At 65.0% G+C, this 23116-nt stretch carries 19 protein-coding genes; 16 read left to right on the forward strand and 3 right to left on the reverse strand.

The window, feature by feature from the left end; genetic code table 11:
• The first annotated feature begins 237 nt into the window (after positions 1 to 237).
• From AC5RVV_RS14660 to AC5RVV_RS14675, 4 genes are all read left to right on the forward strand, one after another.
• On the forward strand, positions 238 to 897 hold the full coding sequence (locus AC5RVV_RS14660; RefSeq protein WP_494002123.1) for a TetR/AcrR family transcriptional regulator: 660 nt from the start codon (positions 238 to 240) through the stop codon (positions 895 to 897).
• On the forward strand, positions 843 to 2078 hold the full coding sequence (locus AC5RVV_RS14665) for a glycosyltransferase (RefSeq protein ID WP_494002124.1): 1236 nt from the start codon (positions 843 to 845) through the stop codon (positions 2076 to 2078). Before AC5RVV_RS14660 ends, AC5RVV_RS14665 begins: the two co-directional genes overlap by 55 nt.
• 238 nt (positions 2079 to 2316) lie before the next feature.
• Entirely contained in the window at positions 2317 to 3582 is a 1266-nt protein-coding gene (locus tag AC5RVV_RS14670; RefSeq protein WP_494002125.1) for a glycosyl hydrolase, read from the forward strand.
• Between the two features lie 216 nt (positions 3583 to 3798).
• Positions 3799 to 4677 (forward strand): PaaX family transcriptional regulator, encoded by an 879-nt coding sequence (locus AC5RVV_RS14675; RefSeq protein WP_494002126.1) that lies wholly within the window; start codon positions 3799 to 3801, stop codon positions 4675 to 4677.
• A gap of 104 nt (positions 4678 to 4781) precedes the next feature.
• Here the strand turns inward: AC5RVV_RS14675 and AC5RVV_RS14680 are convergent, their stop codons facing one another.
• A complete protein-coding gene (locus AC5RVV_RS14680; RefSeq protein WP_494002127.1) occupies positions 4782 to 5267 on the reverse strand; it encodes a cupin domain-containing protein in 486 nt (161 codons plus the stop codon).
• 203 nt (positions 5268 to 5470) lie between these two features.
• Here AC5RVV_RS14680 and AC5RVV_RS14685 point away from each other — a divergent pair, with 203 nt between their 5' ends.
• From AC5RVV_RS14685 to AC5RVV_RS14710, 6 genes are all read left to right on the forward strand, one after another.
• A complete protein-coding gene (locus AC5RVV_RS14685; protein ID WP_494002128.1) occupies positions 5471 to 6559 on the forward strand; it encodes an MBL fold metallo-hydrolase in 1089 nt (362 codons plus the stop codon).
• Positions 6556 to 8040 (forward strand): MFS transporter, encoded by a 1485-nt coding sequence (locus AC5RVV_RS14690; protein ID WP_494002129.1) that lies wholly within the window; start codon positions 6556 to 6558, stop codon positions 8038 to 8040. Before AC5RVV_RS14685 ends, AC5RVV_RS14690 begins: the two co-directional genes overlap by 4 nt.
• A gap of 94 nt (positions 8041 to 8134) precedes the next feature.
• Positions 8135 to 8593 carry an acyl-CoA thioesterase gene (locus tag AC5RVV_RS14695; protein WP_494002130.1) on the forward strand — a complete coding sequence of 153 codons (459 nt, stop codon included), beginning with the start codon at positions 8135 to 8137 and terminating at the stop codon, positions 8591 to 8593.
• Positions 8590 to 9480, forward strand: coding sequence for a PaaX family transcriptional regulator (locus tag AC5RVV_RS14700; RefSeq protein ID WP_494002131.1), 891 nt, complete (start codon positions 8590 to 8592; stop codon positions 9478 to 9480). The genes AC5RVV_RS14695 and AC5RVV_RS14700 overlap by 4 nt, the downstream gene beginning before the upstream one ends.
• Positions 9481 to 9753: 273 nt before the next feature.
• Positions 9754 to 11109 (forward strand): MFS transporter, encoded by a 1356-nt coding sequence (locus AC5RVV_RS14705; protein WP_494002132.1) that lies wholly within the window; start codon positions 9754 to 9756, stop codon positions 11107 to 11109.
• A gap of 115 nt (positions 11110 to 11224) precedes the next feature.
• The gene (locus tag AC5RVV_RS14710; protein WP_494002133.1) at positions 11225 to 12928 is read left to right on the forward strand and encodes a thiamine pyrophosphate-binding protein; all 1704 of its coding nucleotides are present in this window, start codon (positions 11225 to 11227) and stop codon (positions 12926 to 12928) included.
• A gap of 98 nt (positions 12929 to 13026) precedes the next feature.
• Here the strand turns inward: AC5RVV_RS14710 and AC5RVV_RS14715 are convergent, their stop codons facing one another.
• Entirely contained in the window at positions 13027 to 13443 is a 417-nt protein-coding gene (locus AC5RVV_RS14715; RefSeq protein WP_494002134.1) for a RidA family protein, read from the reverse strand.
• Between the two features lie 137 nt (positions 13444 to 13580).
• On the opposite strand from AC5RVV_RS14715, the gene AC5RVV_RS14720 reads away from it, so the two are divergent.
• The 6 genes from AC5RVV_RS14720 (at position 13581) to AC5RVV_RS14745 (ending at position 20942) form a co-directional block, all read left to right on the forward strand.
• Complete coding sequence (locus AC5RVV_RS14720) at positions 13581 to 14492, forward strand: fumarylacetoacetate hydrolase family protein (protein ID WP_494002135.1); 912 nt, start codon at positions 13581 to 13583, stop codon at positions 14490 to 14492.
• Between the two features lie 40 nt (positions 14493 to 14532).
• Positions 14533 to 15015: a cupin domain-containing protein gene (locus AC5RVV_RS14725; RefSeq protein WP_494002136.1), complete on the forward strand. Its 483-nt coding sequence runs from the start codon at positions 14533 to 14535 to the stop codon at positions 15013 to 15015.
• Positions 15012 to 15920 (forward strand): acyl-CoA thioesterase, encoded by a 909-nt coding sequence (locus AC5RVV_RS14730; RefSeq protein WP_494002137.1) that lies wholly within the window; start codon positions 15012 to 15014, stop codon positions 15918 to 15920. The genes AC5RVV_RS14725 and AC5RVV_RS14730 overlap by 4 nt, the downstream gene beginning before the upstream one ends.
• 100 nt (positions 15921 to 16020) lie before the next feature.
• Complete coding sequence (locus AC5RVV_RS14735; protein WP_494002138.1) at positions 16021 to 17667, forward strand: AMP-binding protein; 1647 nt, start codon at positions 16021 to 16023, stop codon at positions 17665 to 17667.
• 23 nt (positions 17668 to 17690) lie between these two features.
• On the forward strand, positions 17691 to 20081 hold the full coding sequence (locus AC5RVV_RS14740) for a bifunctional salicylyl-CoA 5-hydroxylase/oxidoreductase (protein ID WP_494002139.1): 2391 nt from the start codon (positions 17691 to 17693) through the stop codon (positions 20079 to 20081).
• A 15-nt stretch (positions 20082 to 20096) separates the two neighbouring features.
• Positions 20097 to 20942: an alpha/beta hydrolase family protein gene (locus AC5RVV_RS14745; protein WP_494002140.1), complete on the forward strand. Its 846-nt coding sequence runs from the start codon at positions 20097 to 20099 to the stop codon at positions 20940 to 20942.
• Between the two features lie 47 nt (positions 20943 to 20989).
• Here the strand turns inward: AC5RVV_RS14745 and AC5RVV_RS14750 are convergent, their stop codons facing one another.
• Positions 20990 to 22954 (reverse strand): transglycosylase domain-containing protein, encoded by a 1965-nt coding sequence (locus tag AC5RVV_RS14750; protein ID WP_494002141.1) that lies wholly within the window; start codon positions 22952 to 22954, stop codon positions 20990 to 20992.
• Positions 22955 to 23116: the final 162 nt, after the last annotated feature.

Here is a 23116-nt window from a genome sequence, read left to right on the forward strand (position 1 = left end):
GAGGTGGCCGGCCCAGTGCCCGCCACCCTTCGAAAATAGCGAGTCCGACCGCCGCAATGGCCCTCCTTGTGGCTAACCTGCCGAAACGTTGCCGCAGCTTTCCAAAACCTGCGTCTTTGGTGGGACGAGACGTATCTGAAGTGACTGCAACCTGCCCCTGGGAAGGAGGCGGGCAGCGCCGTCGTGATGGGTTTCCGGCTCTTCCGCCGGAACCCTTTTAGCGTTAACCTGATTAACATGAAATCCGTGCAGGACACGGGAGCCCGGGGCTACCGGATGGGCAAGCGGGCCGAAACAACCGCGGCCACGGCTGACCGGATCCTGACTGCCACGGTGGAGCTCTTCACCGCGGAAAGCCTGGCCGGCGTGACCCTTGGCAAGGTGGCCGAGCGCGCGGACACCACGGTCCAGACGATCATCCGCCGTTTCGGCGACAGGGACGGCCTGCTGGGAGCGGCCGCGGAACGGGCCAGCGCGGAAGTAGCCCGGGCCCGCGGTGCGGTCGAACCGGGTGACGCGGCCGCCGCCGTCGTCAATCTAGTGGAGCACTATGAGCACGTGGGGCGGACTGCCTTGCGCATGCTCGCGGAGGAGGCCGGTTCGGACTTCATGCGCCGCATCACGGGGGAGGGGCGTGCCTTTCACCGGCGGTGGTGCGCCCGGGTTTTCGCCCCGTCCTTGGAAGGGCTGGAGAATGCGGACCGGCGCCGCCGGCTGGCCCAGTTCGTCGCCGTTTGCGACGTCTACACCTGGAAGCTGCTCCGGCTCGACGCGGGCCTCAGCCGTCACCAGACGGAAAAAGCACTGCTCGAGATGCTCGAGCCCCTCATCGGGAGGACGCCATGTCCACCATCCTTGCGTACACCTCGCCCGCGCTCGGGCACCTCTACCCGCTGATCCCGCTGCTGCAAGAACTGGTCCGGCGGGGGCACGACGTCCACCTGCGCACCCTGGAATCCCAGTTGCCGGCGGTCCGTGCCCTTGGCATCCGCGCGGAAGCGATGGACCGGCGGGCCATCACCGAGATCGAGGACTACCGGGCCGGGAACACCCGAGATGCCCTCGCCGCCTCGGCCAGCACCTTCGTTGAGCGGGGCCGGTTCGACGGGCCGGATCTGCGCGCGGCGATGTACGGCGTGCGGCCGGACCTGCTGGTGGTGGACATCAACGCGTGGGGTGCCCGCATGATGGCCGAATCCTCCGGCTTGCCGTGGGTGCTGTTCAGCCCGTACACCCCTCCCATCAGGTCGAAGGGCACCCCACCGTTCGGGCCGGGGCTGCGTCCCTTGAGCGGTCCGTTGGGGCGGATTCGCGACGCCGCCGTCCGGCCGCTGGTGATCGGCGCCGTGGAGCGGCTGGTGCGTCCGGGCATCAACGCCCTGCGGGCCGAGTTCGGGCTGGGCAGCATCAAAACCGCCGACGAGTTCTTCCGCCTGGCGCCGTTGATGCTGGTGGCCACCGCCGAGCCGTTCGAGTACCCGCACCCCGACTGGGGCGACCGGATCCGCATGATCGGTGCCCTGTCTTGGGAACCACCCGCCGAACCGCCGGCCTGGCTCGCCGAGACCACCGGGCCGCTGGTGCTGGTGACGACCTCCTCGGAGTACCAGGCGGACGAAGCGCTAGTCCGCGCCGCGGTCGACGGCCTTGCCGGCGAACCCTACACGGTGGCCGTCACCGTCCCCGCCGGGACCGCGGACTTCGGGCCGTTGCCGGACAACGTCCAGGTGGAGCGGTTCGCTTCCCACCTCGCTCTGTTGGAGCGGGCCGTGGCTGCGGTGACGCACGGCGGCATGGGAGCGACCCAGAAGGCGCTGGCCCGCGGGGTGCCGGTGTGCGTGGTCCCGTTCGGCCGGGACCAGCTGGAGGTCGCCGCCCGGGTGGTCGCCTGCGCGGCCGGTACCCGCTTGTCCGTGAAGAAGCTGTCGCCGGAGGCCCTGCGCGGCAAGGTTCGCCAGACAATCTCGATGGCCGACGGTGCCCGCCGGGTCGCGGCCGGCTACGACGCCGCCGGGGGAGCTCCTGCCGGTGCGGACGCAATGGAGGAGTTGCTGCGGCGGGGCGTTGGGGTGGGATAACCGTTTTGGGTGGGGGGCTCATCGGTTTGCAGCACAGACACGGCAACGGGGTGGCGCGGAGTCAGCGCGGCCGGATTCCAGTCCACCCTTGATGGTCAGGACGCAAGGGGCGGGAACCGATCCTGATTGCTCGTTTGACCAACGAGAGGGCGTTCAGGTAGTGTTGCGCCCCACACGCGGCCGCAGGTCCAGCGGCTTCTCCTCCCCGTCTCGTATTCCTTCACGTGAGAGTCCCTCCATGCGCCTGGCCTTAAAAATGATGCTGATCCCGGTCCTGATGGCGCTCGCGCTCCTGGGCGGAGGGGTTGTCCCCGCTCAGGCAGCCACGGCCGCGATAACTCTCAGTCCCTCATCCGGACCGGCAGGGACCTCCGTCACGGTGACCGGCACAGGCTTTCCCAAGAAGTCCTCCGGAACAATCACGGGAGGAACAGAGCCTGTCCCCTTCCTCTCAAGTGCCTCGGGATACTTCCGTACCACGCTGGTTATCCCTGCGACCGAGCAGGCAACTGTCTCCATCGAGGCTAAAGCCGGCGCCACCCGCGCCTCCGCTCCCTTCACGCTCACCTACAGCAGCCCCTCGGGGACACAGGAGGAACCGGCGCCGCCCCAGCAGTCTCCCGCCCCCACCGCGCCATTGATCAGCAAGGCGCCGCTTCGCTTTGGCTTGGGAACGCCCGGTGGACCGCTGGCTTCGGCGGAACTGGACGCAGTGGCTGCCCTGGTTGGCGAAGCACCGTCGATCATCCTCTCCTACAAGGACTTCAACCAAGCCCCGCCCATCACCGAATTGGAAGCGGTCCGCTCCCGCGGAGCTCATACCTTGCTCACCTGGGAGCCCTGGACCTGGGGCGGAGGCACTGCACAGCCCGCCTACTCGCTGGACCGGATCACCGCCGGAGACTTCGACCCCTACCTCCGCGAATGGGGTACCGCGCTGGCTAAGTGGGGCCACCCCGTGATGCTGCGCTTCGGCCACGAGATGAACGGAAACTGGTACCCCTGGTCCGAGGGAATCAACGGCAATACGGCCGGGGACTATGCCGCCGCTTGGCGGCACGTGCACGACGTCGTCTCTTCCACCGGCGCCCGTAACATCACCTGGGTCTGGAACCCGAACGTCCCCTACGCCGGATCTACCCTCTTGGACGGTCTCTACCCGGGCGCGGGTTACGTGGATGCGGTTGCCCTCGACGGCTACAACTGGGGAACCGCCGCCGCGTGGAGCACCTGGACCCCGCCGTGGGCGCTGTTCGCCGACGGGCTTGGACAACTCCGGTCGCTGGCCCTGGGCAAGCCCATCCTCATCGCCGAAACGTCCTCCGCGGAAGAGGGCGGCTCCAAGGCGGCCTGGAACAAGGACCTTGTCTACTACCTGTCCCAGCAGCCCGACATCACCGCCCTGGTCTGGTTCCACTACAACAAGGAAACGGACTGGCGCATCGACAGCAGCAAAGCGTCTGCCACTGCGCTCGCCGAAGCCCTGGCCGCCCGGCCCAAATAGCGAACGGACGTGCGAGCCTTCCACTAATCTGGATAATCCGGCAGCGCCGACCCTGAAATCCTGCACGCTCTGCTGGCCGAGCGGCCGGATGGGGCGCGACGTTACACAGCAGCATCTGGTCTTCAGCGCGCACGCGACGAGCCTGTCCGACCGTCGCTGCCGCCGGGTGCAGCCCATCGCCAGCGACTTAGGATGGGAGGCGCACGGAGTATGAGGGTGCGCAGTCAAGAGGAGGACCCAATTCCCGCCACCGCGCCACGGACGCAGCGCCCACAGCTGCAGCAATTGCTGGTCACGCTCTACGGTCTTTATGCGGGAGGCGCCGGAGCGTGGCTGCCGGTCTCTGTGCTGGTGGCCATGTTGGCGGATCTGGGCGTGGACGGCCAAGCGGCGCGGTCGACCATTTCCCGGTTGAAGTCAAAGGGTGTGCTGTCCGGCCGCCGGGTCGACGGCGTGTCCGAATACGCCCTTTCCGAAGGGGTGCTGGATATTTTCCATGCCGATGACCAGCGGATCTTCGCACCGGAACGCTCACGGCCGGACGATGCCTGGGCTTTGGTGGTGTTTTCCGTGCCGGAGGCGGAGCGAAACCGCCGGTACGAACTGCGCGCCGAACTGACCAGCCTCGGCTTCGGGTTTGTGGCGGCGGGTGTGGCGATCGCTCCCACTACGGTGATGGAGCAGGCTAAGCGCCGGCTGGCTGACCGCGGCCTTGACCGCTACACGGAGTACTTTGCCGGAAGTTACCTCAAAGAGGGCGACATCCGCGAGCACGTGCAGCAGTGGTGGGACCTGGCGCTGCTTGAGCGCCAGTACGAAGATTTTCTACAGTGCTACTCGCTCCCGGCGGACGAGTGGCAGCGCCGGACCGAAGCAGGTGAGCGGCCGCATCCGCGCGAGGCTTTCAGCCTGTACGTGCCGATGCTGACTCAGTGGCGAAGGTTCCCCTACCGGGACCCGAACTTGCCCTTCGAATACTTGCCAGAAGGCTGGAAAGCACCGCAAGCCAAACAAGTGTTCCTGACCCTGGACGGCATCCTCCGTGCTCCGGCCGCCGACCGTGCACATGCGCTGTTGGGAACACCAGTTCCCTGAGCCGGTACCCGTATCCCGAATGATCGCCGATGCCGGTGCCCTGCCTGCGGGAGGAGGGCACCGGCGTCGTGACCACAGGGTCACCTCGGCCGCTGGAGCGGGGATTACGCGCCGGGAACGCTGCCCTCGGGCAGGAAGTTTACGTCGTGCAACGCCGATCGGCGGACAACTTCTTCCGGATCGCTGAGGTCGTGCAGCTGGTCGAATAGCTGGGCGAGCCGGCCTGACGGGCTGACCCAGAAGAGAGCCTTGCCCGGGGTCTCTCCCTTGTTGTAGTAGGCGTGCGGCAGATCCCGGGGCATGCGTACGGTGTCGCCCGGGCCCGCAGTGGTCCACTCGCCGTCGAGGTACAGCGTGTAGACGCCTTCCATCACGTAGATGTGCTCGTCCTGAGTCGGGTGGACGTGCGGCGGCACGCCCGTTCCGGTGGGATCCAGCGACAGCCACGCAAAGCTTGTGGCGCTTTCCGACTTGGCCAAGTAGGTGTGGCCGAGGACGTTCCAGGTTTTGTTACCCATGGCTTCGCTGGCCAGAGTGATGCCCTTGGGCAGGTCTCCCAGAACGATTTCCTGATCCTGTTGCGCCTGCATGGCGGCTCCTTTCGTTGAACGAACTGTGCAGCCAGCATGGCAGGCCAAAGGTTTATATGCAATAGGTATTGCGATCGCAAAAGTAACTCCATATGATGTGTGTCACGCTTCGATCGCTACCAGGCCGAGGCGCGTCACGACGCCGCCACATCACCTTTCCGGGCGGCTCCTTTCCCGCCCACCTACCGAAGGAAAGAGGGCACATGGCTACAGCACCGCAGGGTATGAGCGTTCACACGCTTGGAACGGGAGGCGGTCCGATTGTCTCCACCAGTCGCGCAGGAACCAGCACCGCCATCCGCGTAGACGACGCTGTCTACGTGGTGGACTGCGGGATGGGCAGCATCCGCAACTACCGATCCAGCTCCACGTGGGGTGAACTGCGGGGGATTTTCCTGACTCACCACCACTCGGATCATGTGTACGACCTGGGTTCGTTCCTGGTCACCGGTTGGCAAGTCCCCGGGGAGTCCTTCAGCCGGCAGATCCAGATTCTGGGTCCGGGCCGTCCGGAGCGTGTACCGGCTCTGGATGACGATCATGCCGGGCAGATCAGCACCCGGCTAGGCAACCGCGGCATGACAGGTACCCGCGAGATGGTCGACGCTCTGCTGGACAAGGTTTACGCGTCTGACATCTGCATCCGGATGGCCGATGAAGGGCGCGCCGACCCGAACGACTGGGTGGTTGCCGCAGATATCGAGATACCAACATCGGCGGCCGCAGACCCTGTCTACAACCGGCATCCCGAGATGGAGCCCTTCGAGATCTACCGGGACGACAAAGTGGCCGTCAGCGCCATTCTGGTGGACCACCGGTTGTGTTTCCCGGCCTTCGCCTACCGTTTCGACTCGGCGTACGGGTCGGTGGTGATATCGGGCGATACAGCCTTTTCGGAGAACTGCATCCGGCTGGCGCAGGGTGCCGAGCTGCTGCTGCACGAGGTGATGGATCTGGAAGCCATCCTTGCGACCTTCCCGGACGGGCCGACCCGCAACGGCATAGAAGTCCACCTGCGTGAATCGCACACCCCGTACACCGAAGTGGGCAAGGTAGCCGCACGCGCCGGCGTGGGGCGGCTGGTGCTGCACCACGTGGTGCCGAACACGCCGGGCGCGGCAGACACACAAAAAATGCAGGAGGCCGCTGCCGCCGACTTCGGTGGCCCTGTGGACGTGGCCGAAGACAATGACGTTTTCGTCCTACCGCCGGGGTTCCCGGTTGGTGCGCCGTTCGCCACGGGGGCAGCGTCGTCCGTGGCCGCAGCCGAGACCGTGGAGGTCGGAGTATGAGCGCGCAGCAGGCCCGGCAGGTGACCGGGCAAGAGGAGCTGATCGCGCCGCATACCCTCCGGGCCGCGGTGAAGTATGGCCGGATGAATCGTCGAGCCTGGCTGGTCACGGGAGCGCTGGTGGTTTTTCAGATCATCAACTTCGCGGACAAGGCGGTCCTCGGCCTGGTTGCAGCGCCCGTGATGCAGGAACTCAACCTGAGTGCCGGTGAGTTCGGCTTCATTGGCAGCGCGTTCTTCTTTCTCTTCGCGGCAGCTGCCGTGGCCGTGGGCTTCCTGGCCGGCAAGGTGCCGACGCGTTGGATCCTGCTGGCCATGGGTATTTCCTGGGCGGTGCTGCAGTTCCCGATGCTCTTCGGCGGCGGCGCGGCCGTCCTGTTGGTTACCCGGATCATCCTGGGCGCCGCAGAGGGGCCGGCCACTCCCATCAGCCTGCAGCACGTCCACGGCTGGTTCCCGGCGAAGGAGCGGGGGCTGCCCAGCAGCATGGTCGCCATTGGCTCCACGCTGGGGCCCATCATTGCAGCTCCGGTGCTGGCCTGGATCATCGCACATCCCGATCTGGGCTGGCGCTGGGCCTTCGGATTTCTGGGAATCGTGGGGTTGCTGTGGTCGCTTGCCTGGCTGTTCATAGGACGCGAAGGTCCTTATAGCCACACTGCCACATCAGAGTCCGGAAAGGCGGGCGGCGAGGAGCCAACTGTTGCTGCCGCGGCGGCAGAGGAACGAACTGCGCCCGCTCCCGCGACCGCAAGTATCGCTGACCGTTCGGACCTGCTCAAGATAGTGCCGATTCGACGTGTGCTCGGCACTCGCATGTTCCTGTGCGCTGTCCTGGCGGGAGCCGGTTGCTTCTGGGCGCAGGGGTTCCTGACCACCTGGTCGCCCAAATACCTCGCTTCGGTCGTCGAGCTTTCTCCCGAGATGATCGGGCTCGTCTCCACCTTCCCCTGGGTCCTCGGCGCGCTGGCGCTGCTGGTGCTCGGCTACACGTCCCGGTTCCTCATGCAGCGCGGTGTGACCGTTCGCTGGGCACTCGGGGCGCTGTTCGGGGCATCGCTGCTGTGTTCGGGTGTGTGTTTCCTGGTGCTGCCGCAGGTTGGCGGCGCGGCAGCGGTGGTCTTTGTGACGCTTGGCGCGGGTCTGGCGCTGGTCTTTCCGCTGGCCCCGACGGCCTTGGCCTTCAGCGTCTGCGCCAAGCAGCGTGGCGCCGTCATGGCCACCTTGACCGGTTTGGCCTCGCTCGGGGGCGTGATCGCTCCGGCGATGGTCGGCCGGCTGATGGACCGTGCTGGCTATGTCATAGGCCCCAAGGGTGTTGCCGATACCGGCGAGATGGCGGCCCGGCTGGCCGCGGGGATGAACTCGGCATTCTGGATGATCGGCATCTACCTCGTCGCGGTCGGGATCCTGAGTGTGATCATGCTCAACCCGGACCGGACGGCAAGCCGGCTGCAGCAGCGGTTCGTGTTCAACGGCTGAACGGGCGGAAGGCCGCCGTCGTCTATCGACCCGGCAGGGCGCTCCGTCACCGTTGCGCCATAGGATGGACGTGGTCTGCAGTGAAGGGAGAACCATGGAGGCGAACGACGGCGGCCTGCCGGAGGTCAGCATCGAACGGACCGTCGAGTGGGTCGATACCGACGCGGCCGGCCACCAGCACAATTCCGTAATCATGCGGTGGGTGGAGGCTGCTGAGGCCGAACTGTTCCGTCGGCTGCAGTTGCCCGATTACTTCCCTAGCGCCCCGCGCGTGCAGCAGGTGATCAACTACCGGGCCAAGCTGTGGTTCGGCCAGCGGGTGACCGCCCGGTTGTCCGTGCAACAGTTAGGCCAAACATCCCTGACGTTCGCGTTCGAGGTCCACGGTCAGCCGCATGAACAGTCGCCGGGCGGTCTGGCGGCCCACGGAACCTTCACCACTGTTTACGTACCGGCCGACAGCGGCGGCGCGCAGCCGTGGCCCGACCACATGCGCGCCGCCATCTGCGGTGCCGGCTTCCGGTCCTCGGATGCGGGAATCTTGAAGGCATGATGGAGATTCCAGCGCCGCAACTGCAGCACCAGCAGTTAATTCTCACCATCTACGGCTTGTACGGGCGGCGAGGTGGATCCGCGCTGCCCGTGTCTGTGCTGATCGATATGCTTGGCGACCTGGGGCACGACGCCCCGGGCGTGCGTTCAGCGGTCTCGCGCATGAAGGCCAAGGGCGTGCTCAACAGCGTTCGGAGCGGTGGAGCGGCGCGATACGAGCTGTCGCCGCGCTCGCTGGAGATAGTGCAGGAAGGCGATGAGCGCATTTTCGCGCCGCAGCGAGGGGGGCCGGAAGGACGATGGGTGCTGGCGATTTTCTCGGTGCCGGAGTCTATGCGCGATCGCCGTCACCAACTTCGCACCGAACTGGCTCGGCTTGGTTTCGGGTCCATGTCGGCGGGGGTTTGGATCGCTCCGGCCGCAGTCCGGGAGAGCGCCCGGCGGCGGCTCGAAGACCGCGGTTTGGCCGAGTACGTGGAATTCTTCACGGGCGAGTACTCGGAAGGGCCGGATATGCGTGCCAAGGTGGCTCAATGGTGGGACCTCGACGCGTTGGCGGCTCAAATCAATGAATTCCTGGACTACTACGGTGGATCGCTGGCAGCGTGGACGGAGCGCGTCGGAGACGACGCCGCACAGGCGCTGGCCGCGTCGGATGCCGAAACCAAACGGGACGCTTTCCGGTACTACGTGCCCATGCTGACGTTGTGGCGGCGTCTGCCGTATCGGGATCCCGGCCTACCGCTGAAGTACCTGCCTGAAGGCTGGCGCGGCCCGGACGCGCGGCAAACCTTTTTCGGAGTTCATCGCTTGATCGGCCCGCTGGCCGAGGCCCACGCCCAGTCGTTGGTCGCTGGCGCCGCCGGGGCTAAGGTCTTGACGGCATAAGCTGCCGATCGCCGGTACGGTGTGGGGCTTAGGCGTCTGCCGGCCACGCCGACCGGTTGCAAGCCGAGCCAGCGGGACGCCTGCCCGTCCTCAAAGTTCATGTGCGGAAATCTGGTGACGCCCGTCACAAGCCTGTGCTATGTTGTGCCAGTATGACGCTCGTAAAGATGTCAGCATATGCCTTGGGTGGTGCAGTAGAACCGCCTAACGGCAGTCCTGCCCGTCCGGTAGAGCACTCGCCCACTTCGTCCCGAATGATGAATTGAGACCCGAATGGAAACTACGTCCCCACCCGCCTTCAGGGTGCCCCCCAAGGCAACGAAGACGGTGCTTTTTTGCTGCTGGCTGGCCATCCTGGCTGAGGGCTACGATGTGGGCGTCCTTGGTGCTGTCCTGCCGGCGCTCGCAGAGTACCGTGCCTGGGACCTTACGCCGTTGGAGCTCGGCGGACTCGGGGCCTACGCCCTGGTTGGAATGCTCATCGGTGCTCTATTCATCGGCACCCTTAGCGATATGTACGGGCGCAAAAAGATGCTGTTGGTCTCAATGGTCATCTTCACCCTGACACAAGCAGGTGCCGCGGTCGCTCCGACGCCGGAAATCTTCGGTCTTTTCCGACTCATCGGCGGCCTTGGCATGGGCGGCGTCATTCCCGTGGCCGCCGCGCTGACAATCGAGTATTCGGCTCCGAAAAAGCGTTCGTACAATTACGGACTCATGTACTCCGGCTACTCGCTGGGCATCGTTGCCGCTGCGCTCATGGCGCTCTTCTTGCTCCCGGTGGCCGGTTGGCGCTGGGTGGTCGCCATCGGCGCCGTCCCGGTTCTACTCTTGCCGGTTATCGCCAAGCTGCTGCCGGAGTCGCTGGACTATCTGGAGGCCAGCGGAAAGCGGCAGCAGGCTGAGCTTTTGGCCGGCCGATTGGGAATAGCTCCTTATGTTCCGACCGTGCCGACGAAGCCAGTCGAAGAAGGCAAGACCGACCCCTGGTGGCGGACCATCACTACGATGTTCTCTTCCCGGTACTTGCGCTCCACAGTATTCTTCTGGATTTCCCTTTTCTGCGGCATGGTCCTGGTCTACGGGCTGAACACCTGGCTGCCTTCCATCATGAAATCCGCCGGCTACGACCTCGGTTCCTCTCTGACCTTCCTGTTGGTGTTCAGCCTCGCCTCCGCTGCCGGAGGGCTGGCCTTGGGCAAGGCTGCAGACAAGTACGGTCAGAAGCTCATTCTGGTGGTCTTCTACCTCCTCGGGGGTTTGGGCATCCTGCTGCTGATATTCCCCGGGAACATGGTGGTCAATCTCCTGTTTGTCGCGTTCGCCGGTATCGGCTCCATCTCTACCTCGCTGGTGCTGACTGGCTACATTGCCGACTACTATCCCGCCAACATGCGTGCCACCGCCACGGGATGGGCGTTGAGCTTCGCTCGCATCGGAGCGATCTCCGGCCCACTGATTGGTGGATGGATCGGAAGCGCCGCACTGCCCTTCGAATGGAACTTCATCATTTTTGCGGGCGTCGCCGTTGTTGCGGCGGTAGCAGTGGCTTTGATTCCGAAACGTATTACGCCGACATTGCCGTCGGCGAAGCAAGGCGGGGAAACTGCGGACGTTAGCTTCCGCTAGCCCTACTGCTGAGCGCGGAAATGCCTCGGAGCCCAGCCGGAGCCGAGGCATTTCCGCCATTTGATCGTTGCTGCGGGCGCCGAGCTGGACTGGCCCGTATCCGAAGGGAGACGTCTTGACCATTACGACCAACAACCAACAGGCACACCCGCAAGCCGATATCCGCCAACCCGTGAACGTCGCAGAGCTCGTCGGCTATACCTTGGCACGGCTGGGGGCGGGTCATGTTTTTGGGGTAGTGGGCAGCGGCAACTTCACTGTCACCAATGCGTTGCGCCGCTACGGGGTACCGTTCACCGCCGCCCGGCACGAAGCCGGCGCAGCGACCATGGCCGACGCTTACGGGCGGATGTCCGGAAGGGTGGGCATAGCCTCCACCCACCAAGGCTGCGGGCTGACCAATGCTGTCACCGGAATCGGGGAAGCCGCTAAGAGCCGCACTCCGATGATCGTGCTGACAGCGGATACGGCGGCCTCGGCCATCCGTTCCAACTTCAAGATCGACCAAGATGCCTTGGCACGAAGTGTCGGTGCCGTCGCCGATCGCATCCATTCCCCGGAGAGCGCCATAGCGGACACCGTCCGTGCATTCCGTACCGCTGTCAATGAACGGCGGACAGTGGTGCTGTCGCTGCCCACGGATATTCAGGCGGCAACCGTGCCTGACGAGCTGCCCGTTCTTGAACATCGCCCGGTGCCGCAGGCCGTTCGTCCAGACGTCGCATCGACCTCCCGGTTGGCCGGATTAATTCGCCGCGCCCAGCGTCCGGTTTTTGTCGCCGGCCGCGGCGCCCGTGGAGCAGGCCAGCAGATTTCGGCGCTTGCCGCAGCCTCCGGTGCGCTGGTGGCGACCTCAGCAGTGGCACATGGGCTCTTCGCCGGGGATCCCTTCAATCTCGGAATATCCGGAGGATTTTCCTCCCCCTTCACTGCCGAGACCATTGGCAATGCGGATTTGATAGTCGGCTGGGGCTGCGCGCTGAACATGTGGACCATGCGGCACGGATCCTTGATCGGGCCAAACACGCGGGTGGCCCAGGTCGATCTGGAGGATTCGGCCCTCGGCGCCAATCGGCCCATCGAACTGGGCGTACTGGGTGACAGCGCCGAGACCGCCAAGGCCGTACTGGAAGCGCTGCAGGCCGAGGGCTACCAGGCCACCGGACTGCGTACCCCGGAGATGGCCGCGCAGATCTGCGCCCATGCCCGCTGGAACTCCGTGGCGACGGAAGACCTGTCCACGGATGAGGTCATCGACCCACGGGTCATCAGCCGGGAGTTGGACAAGATTCTCCCGGCTAACCGCCTGGTGTCCATCGACTCCGGAAACTTCATGGGTTACCCCAGCAGTTACCTGTCCGTGCCGGACGAATTCGGATTCTGCTTCACCCAGGCATTCCAATCCATCGGACTCGGGCTTGCGACTGCCATCGGCGCCGCCACAGCCCGCCCGGACCGCCTGCCGGTCCTGGGCACCGGGGACGGTGGCTTCCTGATGGGGATCGCAGACCTGGAGACAGCAGTGCGGGAGCGGATCCCGTTGGTGGTCATCGTCTACAACGACTCCGCTTACGGCGCCGAGGTCCATCACTTCGACGTAGGCGACGAGGAACTTGAGGTGGTCCGGTTCCCGCTCGGGGACATCGCCTCGATAGCCAGAGGCTACGGGGCCGAAGCCGTCACCGTTACCGGCTTGGCCGACCTTGCGGCGGTTTCGGCGTGGCTTGCGGGTCCGCGGGCGGAGCCGCTGGTCATCGACGCGCGGATTGCCTCCGACGGCGGTGCCTGGTGGCTTGCCGAGGCATTCAAGGGGCATTGACCGCCGGCGCTGCCGAGGTGCGGTCGGCAACGACCGCAAAAAAGTGTGGGAGGGCGGAAAACTCCGCCCTCCCACAGGATTTGGCTCTGCGTTTTAAATCAGCGCTCCGGTATCACCGCGATACCTTGGATCTCGATCAGCGCTTCTTTCTGCCACAAACGCGAGACGCCGATGCCGGCCATCGCCGGATACTCTGTCCCCGCCATCTCCCGCCACAGGCGCCCGATTTCCCGGCCGTTGGCCAAGTAATCGTCCACATCGGTGAGGTAGATGGTCACGCTGACCAGGTCTTCCGGGCGTCCGCCGGCTTCCTCCAGCGTGACGAGCACGTTGGAGAACGCTTGGCGGAACTGTTCCACAATGCCGCCCGGGACAATCTGCATGTCCTTGTCCAGCGCGGTCTGGCCGCCTAGGAAGACCGTGTTTCCGGCCAGGATTCCATGCGCGTAGCCGGATGGCTTGGGTAGTGAAGCGGGATTGATGGTGCGGTTCCCAAGGGCTGACTGATGGCTCATGTGTTCTCTCCTGGCGTTGATGGGTCGGTGTGGTCAGTTTGGAAAAAACTCTGGTGCGGATCGCTTTGATCGTGTACGTTGAGCATATGTGACGGCCGTAAAAAAGTCGACACATTGAAAAACGAAGGAGAAACCGCATGAAACTAGCCACCTTGCGAACCGGCCCCGGCAGCACCACGGCAGCCGTCCAAATAGCGGCCGGCGCCTATGTGCCGTTGCCGGCCTCCGATGTGGGAGCCTTGCTGGCGACGCCGGGCTGGCGTGCGGTGGCCGAGGAGGCCGTGCGCACCGCCGCGGGCGCCGCCGTCGTCCGGCCCGGGGACCGCGAACTGGCACCGGTGGTGCCGCGGCCGGGCAAGGTGATTTGCTGCGGTCTGAACTACGGCGACCACATCCAGGAGATGGGCCGCGAGCTGCCCGAGTATCCGACGCTGTTCGCCAAGTTCGCGGACACCCTGGCCGGGCCGGAGGACCAACTCACGGTAGCCGGCAGCGAGAACGTCGACTGGGAGGCCGAGCTGGCCGTGGTGGTGGGGGCCACCCTGACCCGCGCCGACGAGGACCAGGCTGCGGCCGCCGTTGCCGGCTACACCGTGGCCAACGATGTCTCCATGCGGGACTGGCAGCGCCGGACCCTGCAGTGGTTCCAAGGCAAGGCTTTCGACGCGAGCACGCCGCTGGGACCGGTGCTGGTTACCGCTGACGAATTCGACGGAAGCGGAGTAGAGGTCCGCGGCTACGTGAACGGCGAACTGGTGCAGCGCGGCCACACCCGCACGCTGGTGTTCGGTCCGGCCAAGCTGCTGTCCTATATTTCGCAGTTCACCACGCTGCGCCCGGGCGACGTGGTCCTGACCGGCACACCCGGGGGAGTGGGCATGGGCATGGTTCCGCCGCGCTTCCTGGCCGACGGCGACGTGCTCAGCACCGAGATCGACGGCATCGGCCGCCTGACTAACCTGATCCGCATCCAGTCCGCCGACGGCTTGTCGGAGCCCGCACCAACACTTTCAGAAACAACGACGGCGGTGCCAGCCGCCCGCGGCTAAGGCGCCTTTCCCATTCACCCCCTTCAACAGAGGAGCAACTATGACTGAAGCAGCCATCGAATACCGCACCGAGGGCGACAACTCGGTCTATGCCGGAGCGGACGGGAAAGTGGTCCCGGTCGTCACCAAATCCGGCAGCGAGGACACGAACACCGCCCAGTCCGGTGATTGCGTCCGGGTCTCCGGTGTCTCGATCCAGCACACGCCGGCCACCAAAATCTGGTTCGGCCAGGTCTCCAACGTTCCCGGCTACCGCTCGCTGCCCCACCACCACGGAGAGGCCGAAACCGGCGGTTACGTGCTGCGCGGCCATGGCCGGATCTACTTCGGCGAGGGCTACTCCGAGTTTGTGGACATGAAGGCCGGCGACTGGGTCTTCGTGCCGCCGTTCATGCCGCACGTGGAAGCGAACATGTCCGTCACAGAAGAACTGGTCTGGCTCACCGCCCGCACGCCCGAGAACATCGTGGTCAACCTGGAAGAGGTTCCGGACGAGACGCTGGAAGGATACCGGCGGGCATGAACACCGTAACTTCCCAGGACACCCTGGCGCCGACGTCCGAGACCTTCCTGCGCGCCGTCGAACTGACTGCCGTTGAACCTCAAGTCCACGACGAAGCCTACGAGGCGACCACCCAGTACGTGCCGTGGCCCAAGGCCTACGGCGGCGACATGGTGGCCCAGGCGGCAGCGGCCATGATGCGTTCGGTGGGCGAGGACCGGCAGCTGCATTCGATGCACAGTTACTTTATGCGCCCGGTGGATATTGGGGCCGTGGTCCGCTACGAAGTGGAGAAGCTGCGAGACGGTCGCGGCTACTCCACCCGCAGTGTGCGGGGCTGGCAGGACGGCAAGACCGTGTTCGCCGCCATGGGTTCCTTTCAGGTGCCCGAGGACGGCCCGGAATTCCAGCCGGAGATGCCGGCCGCCGTGGACCCGGAGTCGTTGCGCAGCGCCGCCGACGTGCTGGCAGGCGTCGAAGGCGACGCCGCTGCCTACTGGTCCGGGGGACGCAGTTTCGACATGCGGCACGTGCCCGGCCCGGTGTATCTGGAGATTGAGGGCGAACAGGTGCCGCAGCAAGCTGTATGGGTGAAGGCATTCGGGCAACTGCCTGACCAAGCCGACGAGCGCGCCACCCGGGACCTGCACCGCACCGCGCTGGCCTACGTCTGCGACTACACCATCCTGGAGCCGATCCTGCGCGCGCAGGGCCAGTACTGGGCCCAACCCGGACTCGTGACCGCAAGCCTGGACCACTCCATGTGGTTCCACCGCGACGGTCGCGTGGACGACTGGGTGCTGTACTCCCAGGAAGCGGTTTCCGGCCAGCGCAACCGCGGGCTGGCCACCGGCAGGTTCTTCGACCGCGACGGCCGCCTGCTGGCCACGGTCGCGCAAGAAGGCATGATCCGCGCAGGGCGCTAAGCCTGGCGGAGGCACGTGAACCATCCACCTGCCTCCGCTCTGGCCGCCTCACCCGCTCTTTTTTGTCCCCTCGCCCATTCTTCTCTCCGAAAGGAACGCCATGGAGCTTTCCCCGTCAGCTCATGTGGACTCGTTCACGCGCGACCACCTGCCGCCCGTTGAGCAGTGGCCAACCCTGGAATTCACCCTTCCCGAACTGCAGTATCCGGACCGACTTAACGCTGCCACGGTGCTCATCGATGAGGCCGTAACCGCCTTCGGGAGCGAGCAGCCCGCCCTGCATACTCCGGACGGCCAGACGTGGAGCTACGGCCAACTGCAGGAGCGCGCCAACCAAGTGGCGCAGGTGCTCACCGAGGATTTCGGCGTGGTGCCGGGTAACCGTGTCCTGCTGCGCGGCCCCAATAACCCCTGGCTGGTGGCCGCCTGGTTGGGCGTGCTCAAGGCCGGTGCCGTCGTCGTCACCACGATGCCGGTGCTGCGCGCCAGTGAAGTCGCCACCATCTGCCGGTTGACCCGTCCCTCCGCAGCGATCACTGATGCTCGCTTTGCTGATGGACTTGCCGAGGCGGTCGGGGAAGGCATCGCCGTCATGACCTACGGGGCGGACGACCCCGATGACCTCACCGTCAGGTGTGCTGCCAAGAGCGGCAAATTCGACGACGTTGACACAGCGGCGGACGACGTTGCCCTGCTTGGGCCGACCTCGGGTACGACCGGCACGCCGAAGATCACCATGCACTTCCACCGCGACATCCTGGCTAACGCGGACACGTTTGCCCGGTATATCTTGCAGCCCACGGCCGACGACGTGTTCGCGGGATCTCCGCCTCTGGCGTTTACGTTCGGGCTGGGTGGTTTGGTGGTCTTCCCGCTGCGCTTTGGGGCTTCCTCGCTCCTCACTGAACGGGCCACCCCGGTGCAGTTGGCGGAACAGGCAGCCAATGCCGGCGCTACCGTGCTTTTCACGGCACCCACCGCGTACCGCGCCATCCTAAAGGAAGGTCGGGCGGACCTCCTCCGGGGGCTGCGCATAGCGGTGTCTGCAGGAGAGCATCTGCCCAAGGAGACGTGGGAGGCGGTCCATGAGGCCACCGGGCTATCCCTGGTCAACGGGATCGGTTCCACCGAGATGCTGCATGTGTTCATTTCCGCCGCTGGAGACGACATCCGCCCCGGCGCCACGGGGATTGCAATCCCGGGTTTTCGTGCCAAGGTGCTGGACGACGACGGCAACGAAGCCCCGGTCAACCAGCCCGGGAAGCTGGCCGTTATCGGCCCGACCGGTTGCCGCTATCTGGACGACCCGCGGCAGGCAAACTACGTGCAGAACGGCTGGAACATAACCGGCGACACGTTTCTGCGCGACGAGGAAGGCTACTTCGTCTACCAGGCCCGGTCGGACAACATGATTGTCTCGTCCGGCTACAACATCGGGGCCCCCGAGGTGGAAGCAGCGATCGACCAGCATCCGGACGTGGTGGAGAACGCCGTGATCGGTCGGCCGGATCCAGAACGCGGCAGCGTCGTCTGCGCCTTCGTGGTGCTGCGCGAGGGTGCGATCGGCGACGACGCCACACGCAAGGATATCCAGGACTTCGTCAAGGCAACCATCGCGCCTTACAAATACCCGCGGGACATCAGGTTCGTGACCGAACTGCCGCGCAATCCCAGCGGAAAACTTCAGCACTTCAAACTCCGCGAGCAGGCCGGCCAAGGGGCAGACCTGGCCGGCAGCCCGGCTTAGACCAGACCGGAAGGACAACAGACATGAAAATCGCAATTGTGGGAGGCGGCCCCGGCGGCCTGTACTTCGCAGCCCTGATGAAGCAGTTGGACCCGGCGCACGAGCTGACCGTCTGGGAGCGCAACGCGGCTAATGACACCTTCGGTTTCGGCGTGGTTTTTTCGGACGAAACCCTGGGCGGGATCGGCAACGCGGACCCTGTGGTGGCCGAGTATATGAGCCGCCGATTCGCCCGCTGGTCCGACATCGACATTCACTACCAGGGCGAAACCATCGCCGTGGGCGGCCAAGGTTTCGCTGCCATGAGCCGCAAAGAACTGCTCGAACTGCTGCAGCACCGCTGTGCGGAACTCGGTGTGGACCTGCGCTTCTCAACCCTGGCACCTCCGGTGGAGGAACTCGAAGCCGGCTATGACCTGGTGCTGGCAGCAGACGGCGTAAACTCCCAGATCCGCTCGAAGTACGCCGACTCGTTCGGCCCCAATCTGGACCCGCGGCCGAACAAATTCATGTGGTTGGGTACCGACCTGGTCTTCGAAGCCTTCAAGTTCTTTATTAAAGAGACCGAGCACGGGGTCATGCAGATCCACGGCTACCCGTTCTCCGATCAGGGCTCCACGTTCATCGTGGAAATGCCCGAGGACGTCTGGCGCGCTGCCGGCTTCGATGAAACCGAGAACGAGGTGTTTGCCCCGGGCGTCTCCGATGAAAAAGCGATCGCGAAGATCCGGGAGATATTCGCTGACGAGCTTGAGGGCCATCAGGTACTGGCCAATAATTCCAAGTGGCTGAACTTCACCACGGTCCGGAACAGCAGTTGGCGGCACGGCAACGTGGTGCTGCTCGGCGACGCCGCGCACACCGCACACTTCTCCATCGGCTCCGGCACAAAACTGGCCATGGAGGATGCCCTGGCCCTGGCGGCTTGCCTCCACGAACACCAGGATCTGGAGACGGCGCTGGGAGCCTATGAAACCGAGCGGCGGCCAGTGGTCGAATCTACCCAACGCGCCGCGCAGGCGTCACTCGAATGGTTTGAACGCGTGGGCCAATACACCGGGCAGGACCCGGTCCAGTTCACCTTCAACCTGCTCACCCGCAGCCGGCGCATCACGCAGGACAACCTGCGGCTGCGCGATCCGGAATTCGCTCTGAAAGTCGAGGAACACTTCGCCACCTCGCAGGGTCTGGAATCAGTCGCGCCGGCGATGTTCCAGCCGTACCGCATAGGCGGCTTGGAGCTGAAGAACCGCATCGTGGTCTCGCCCATGGATATGTACTCCGCCACCGATGGGATGCCGGCTGACTTCCACAAGGTGCACCTGGGCAGTAAGGCCATGGGCGGCGCCGGCCTGGTCATGACCGAGATGGTGTGCGTCTCGGCAGAAGGCCGTATCACTCCGGGCGACACGGGGCTCTACACGGATGAACAGCGCGACGCATGGGAAGACATTGTCGAGTTCATCCACGGGCACTCCGACGCCAAGATCGGCGCCCAGATCGGCCACGCCGGCCGCAAAGCGTCCACCAAGCTGATGTGGGAAGGCATCGATCAGCCGCTGGATTCGGGCAACTGGGAGGTCATCGGCCCGTCCCCGCTGCCCTACGGACCGGACAACCAGGTTCCTCGGGAAATGGATCGTGCCCAGATGGATAAGGTCGTGGCAGACTTTGTCGCCGCCACACGTCGAGCAGACGAGGCCGGATTCGACTTGTTGGAAGTGCACGCGGCCCACGGTTATCTACTCTCCTCCTTCCTGTCCCCGGTGGCCAACCACCGAACGGACGAGTACGGCGGCAGCGTGGAGAACCGGCTGCGATTCCCGCTGGAGGTCTTCGAGGCGGTGCGGGCTGCGTGGCCGGCGGAGAAACCGCTGACGGTACGCATCTCAGCGACCGACTGGATCGACGGCGGCAACACGCTGGATGAAGCTGTCCAGATCGCCAAGGCGTTTGCGGCCCACGGCGCCGATGGAATTGATGTATCCACCGGCCAGATCGCCAAGGGGGAGAAGCCTCAGTTCGGCCGTAGCTACCAGACGCCGTATGCGGACCGGATCCGCCAGGAAGTGGCAGTTCCCGCGGGCATCGCTGTCATCGCTGTGGGAGCGATTTCCACTCACGACGACGCGAACTCGATCCTGCTGGCCGGACGCGCCGACCTGATCGCTCTGGGACGAACACACCTGTATGACCCGCACTGGACGCTGCACGCGGCTGCGGAGCAGGACTACCGGGGCGACGGCGTCGCGTGGATCCCACAATTCCGGGCCGGACGGCGCAAACCGCCGAGCGCGCGCACGGACGCGGTCCGCCCGCGACTCTCCCTCATCCGGGAGGTTAACGAGTCGGCGGACAACTCGCATCTACGCTGGAAGCCATTGCGCCCGGCTGAGCCCGCACTGGCAGGCTAAGGTGCGTGGCATGTGGTGACCGATGACGGTTTGGCCCGGGCAACGTCCCGGGCCAAACCGTCATCGGTCACATTTCGTATCCGCCAAGCCGAGCAGGCCGAAAGGGAAGGTTCAGTGAGCACACCCGCAGAAGAAATTCAGACGATCCACTACGGGCCGGAGGCGTCCCAGCGCGTTTATTGCTGGAATCCAGCCGGCCACGCCGCCCCCGTCGGATTAGCCTTGCTGGTGCACGGCGGCTACTGGCGTGCCCAGTTCGATGCCTCGCTGATGGAACCCATGGCGTCCGACCTGAGCTCGCGTGGATGGGCGGTGGCGAACATCGAATACCGGCGCGGAGCGGTGGAGAGTGAGTGGCCTGAACCGCACGAGGACGTTGACGCGGCAATCCGCGCGGTCACTGAAAGCCCTTGGGCGCAGGAGATGCCCGGACCGCGGATTGCCATCGGTCATTCGGTGGGCGGGCAACTGGTCCTGCTGACCCGCGCGCCGGTTGACGCAATGGTTGCGCTGGCGCCTGTGACGGATGTGGCACGAACCTACGAAGAAAACCTGGCGGAAGGTGCCGTCGTCGAATATTTTGGCGCTGGCCGCCATGATTTGTACCGTGATGCATCACCGGTGCGGCATCGGCCGTCCTCCATCCCCACCTTGGTGGTGCATGGCGATGCTGACCTACGAGTGCCCTTGAACCACACCCGCGACTTCGTCCGCCAGGCCCGGACACATGGTGCCCAGGTCGAACTAAGCGTTCAGCCCGGCATGGACCACGTCCAACTCATTGACCCGCAGGCCGGACACTGGGACAAGGTTCTGACGTGGATGGATGAACAGCAATCCCGGTTGGAAGGGGTGCCTTAACTCGGCCGCCATCGTCCGGCAGCGCTGATGCCATTCCTGGCCGCTCGCTACTTCGTCATCGACCTATGGGATTCTGGCAGCTTTACCTTCTTCTCGCCCTTGAGAGCGCCGTCCATGGTTTCCTTCCAGACCGGGGCGGCGACTTCGGAGCCGGTCAGGTCTGTGTAGGTCTTGCCGTAGGCCTTGACGCGTTTGAGCGGGTACTCGGCACCGCCGCGCGGGTCGCCGAGCCAGACGGCGGCCGTGAGCTGCGGGGTGCCGCCCACAATCCAATTGGCGGCGAAGTCGTTGGTTGTTCCGGTCTTGGCTCCGGCCTCCCGGTTTCCCTTGAGTTCGATGCGCGGTCCCAGGGTTCCTCTCGGGTTGAAGGGTTCCTTGAGCACGTCGGCAACGGTGTCCGCGACAGCGGGTTTGATGGCGCGGTGGCAATCCGGGTCCGGAACCGGCAACTCCTTCTTCGTGTCGGTCTTGACTGCCTTGATGATGGTGACCGGTTTGCAGACCGTCCCGTTGCTCATGAAGGCGGCGTAGGCGCTGGCCATTTGCAGCGGCGTGACTTCGTAGGCGCCGAGGGCCAGCGAACCTTCCCTGCCGCTGAGCTTGTCGGGGTTGATGGAGGTGATGCCCAGCTTGTTGGCCATCTTTGCCGCGTTGATGACGCCGACGCGCTCGACCAGCTTGATGAAGTAGATGTTCACCGAGGCCCGAATAGCCTGGTACGCGTTGATGACTCCGTAGTCGACGTTGTCGTAGTTGATGTACCCGCCCTTCGGATTGTCCAGTTTCGGTGAGCGGTAGGGGCCGTCGGCCCGGAACTTTTGGGAGGTGGGGATGCCCTGCGTGAGCGCCGTCGCGAGCACGATCGGCTTCATGGCCGACCCGACCTGGAAAGCGTGACGGACGTAGACAACCTGGGTCTTGCCTTTGCCCTTGCCCCAGGCCCGGTTCTGCGCGATCGCGGCCACGTGGCCGGTTCCCGGTCGGACGACGGCGGTCCCCAGCGCTGCGCGGTTGTTGTTGCCCAGCGCCCTCTCCACGGCTTTTTGTGCTGCGTCGGCAGCCTTCCGGTCCAACGCGGTGGTCAAGGTCAGGCCGCCCACGTTGAAGCGCTGCTCTCGGATTTCCGGGGTCTTGCCGAAGGCCGGGTTGGACAGGAGTTCTTCGCGGGCGGCCTCGCAGTAGAACGGATACTTGGACCCGCCGCAACCGGATGGCACCTCGCCGCGCTTCACGCCCAGCGGGGCCTCGCGGGCGGCCTGCGCTTCGTCGGCCGGCAATACGCCCTGCTTTTCCAGCACATCCAGCACGGTGTTGCGCCGTTCCGTGGCGGCTTCGGGGTTGGCGAAGGGGTCGAAGGCCGTGGGCGCCTTGAGCAGCCCCACCAACAGGGCCGACTGCGCATAGTCGAGTTTGGCCGCCGGCGTGCTGAAGTAGTAGCGGGCCGCGGCCTCCACGCCGTAGGCACGGTTCCCGAAATAGACGGCGTTCAGGTAGCGCGTGAGGATCTCGTCCTTGGGCAACTGCTTTTCCAAGGCGACGGCATACTTCATCTCCCGGAGCTTGGCGTTGTAGGTGTTGCCCACAGCGACCTTGTCTTCCTCTTCGTTCCGCGCGTGGTTGACCAGCAGGTTTTGGACCAGCTGCTGGGTCAGGGTGGAAGCGCCCTGGACCTCGCTGTTGGTGGCGTTATGCATCAGTGCCCGGGCGATGCCCAGCGGGTCTACGCCGCCGTGTTCGTAGAAGCGGGCATCCTCCGTGCTGATCAGTGTTTTCTTGAAGGCCTCCGACACCTGGTCCAGCTCAACATCCACGCGGTTCTCGCTGGCGAACCGGGCGAACTCCTTACCGTCCTTGTCCAGCAAAACTGTGTGCTGGGCCAACGGGCGATCCAGCGGCAGGTCTGTCGGCAGCTCTTGCCACATGTCCAGGACCGAATTGCCGACGGCGGACACGCCCACCGCCGCGGGTGCGACGATCGCCCCGGCCCCCAGGGCCGCGACGGCAACGCTCACCACCCACAAGTCGAGGCGCCGACGCCGGAGCTTCTTCTTCGGGCGGCGGGCAGACGCCATCAGTTCGTCGAGGTCGACCTGTTGAAACCTGTTTCGTCGAAAGGGCCACATGATGCGTTATGCGGGAAATCAACGTGACGGATGCATCCGCGCGCAGCCTTC

The sequence above is a fragment of the Arthrobacter sp. MDT2-34-1 genome, assembly GCF_059091365.1.

Bases quoted from the DNA above. Each gene is read 5' to 3' on its own strand.
- AC5RVV_RS14740 (WP_494002139.1), top strand. From the start codon at position 17,691: ATGAAAATCGCAATTGTGGGAGGCGGCCCCGGCGGCCTGTACTTCGCA.
- AC5RVV_RS14670 (WP_494002125.1), top strand. From the start codon at position 2,317: ATGCGCCTGGCCTTAAAAATGATGCTGATCCCGGTCCTGATGGCGCTC.
- AC5RVV_RS14700 (WP_494002131.1), top strand. From the start codon at position 8,590: ATGATGGAGATTCCAGCGCCGCAACTGCAGCACCAGCAGTTAATTCTC.
- AC5RVV_RS14665 (WP_494002124.1), top strand. From the start codon at position 843: ATGTCCACCATCCTTGCGTACACCTCGCCCGCGCTCGGGCACCTCTAC.
- AC5RVV_RS14705 (WP_494002132.1), top strand. From the start codon at position 9,754: ATGGAAACTACGTCCCCACCCGCCTTCAGGGTGCCCCCCAAGGCAACG.
- AC5RVV_RS14720 (WP_494002135.1), top strand. From the start codon at position 13,581: ATGAAACTAGCCACCTTGCGAACCGGCCCCGGCAGCACCACGGCAGCC.
- AC5RVV_RS14695 (WP_494002130.1), top strand. From the start codon at position 8,135: ATGGAGGCGAACGACGGCGGCCTGCCGGAGGTCAGCATCGAACGGACC.
- AC5RVV_RS14660 (WP_494002123.1), top strand. From the start codon at position 238: ATGAAATCCGTGCAGGACACGGGAGCCCGGGGCTACCGGATGGGCAAG.
- AC5RVV_RS14690 (WP_494002129.1), top strand. From the start codon at position 6,556: ATGAGCGCGCAGCAGGCCCGGCAGGTGACCGGGCAAGAGGAGCTGATC.
- AC5RVV_RS14685 (WP_494002128.1), top strand. From the start codon at position 5,471: ATGGCTACAGCACCGCAGGGTATGAGCGTTCACACGCTTGGAACGGGA.
- AC5RVV_RS14680 (WP_494002127.1), bottom strand. From the start codon at position 5,267: ATGCAGGCGCAACAGGATCAGGAAATCGTTCTGGGAGACCTGCCCAAG.
- AC5RVV_RS14725 (WP_494002136.1), top strand. From the start codon at position 14,533: ATGACTGAAGCAGCCATCGAATACCGCACCGAGGGCGACAACTCGGTC.
- AC5RVV_RS14715 (WP_494002134.1), bottom strand. From the start codon at position 13,443: ATGAGCCATCAGTCAGCCCTTGGGAACCGCACCATCAATCCCGCTTCA.
- AC5RVV_RS14735 (WP_494002138.1), top strand. From the start codon at position 16,021: ATGGAGCTTTCCCCGTCAGCTCATGTGGACTCGTTCACGCGCGACCAC.
- AC5RVV_RS14730 (WP_494002137.1), top strand. From the start codon at position 15,012: ATGAACACCGTAACTTCCCAGGACACCCTGGCGCCGACGTCCGAGACC.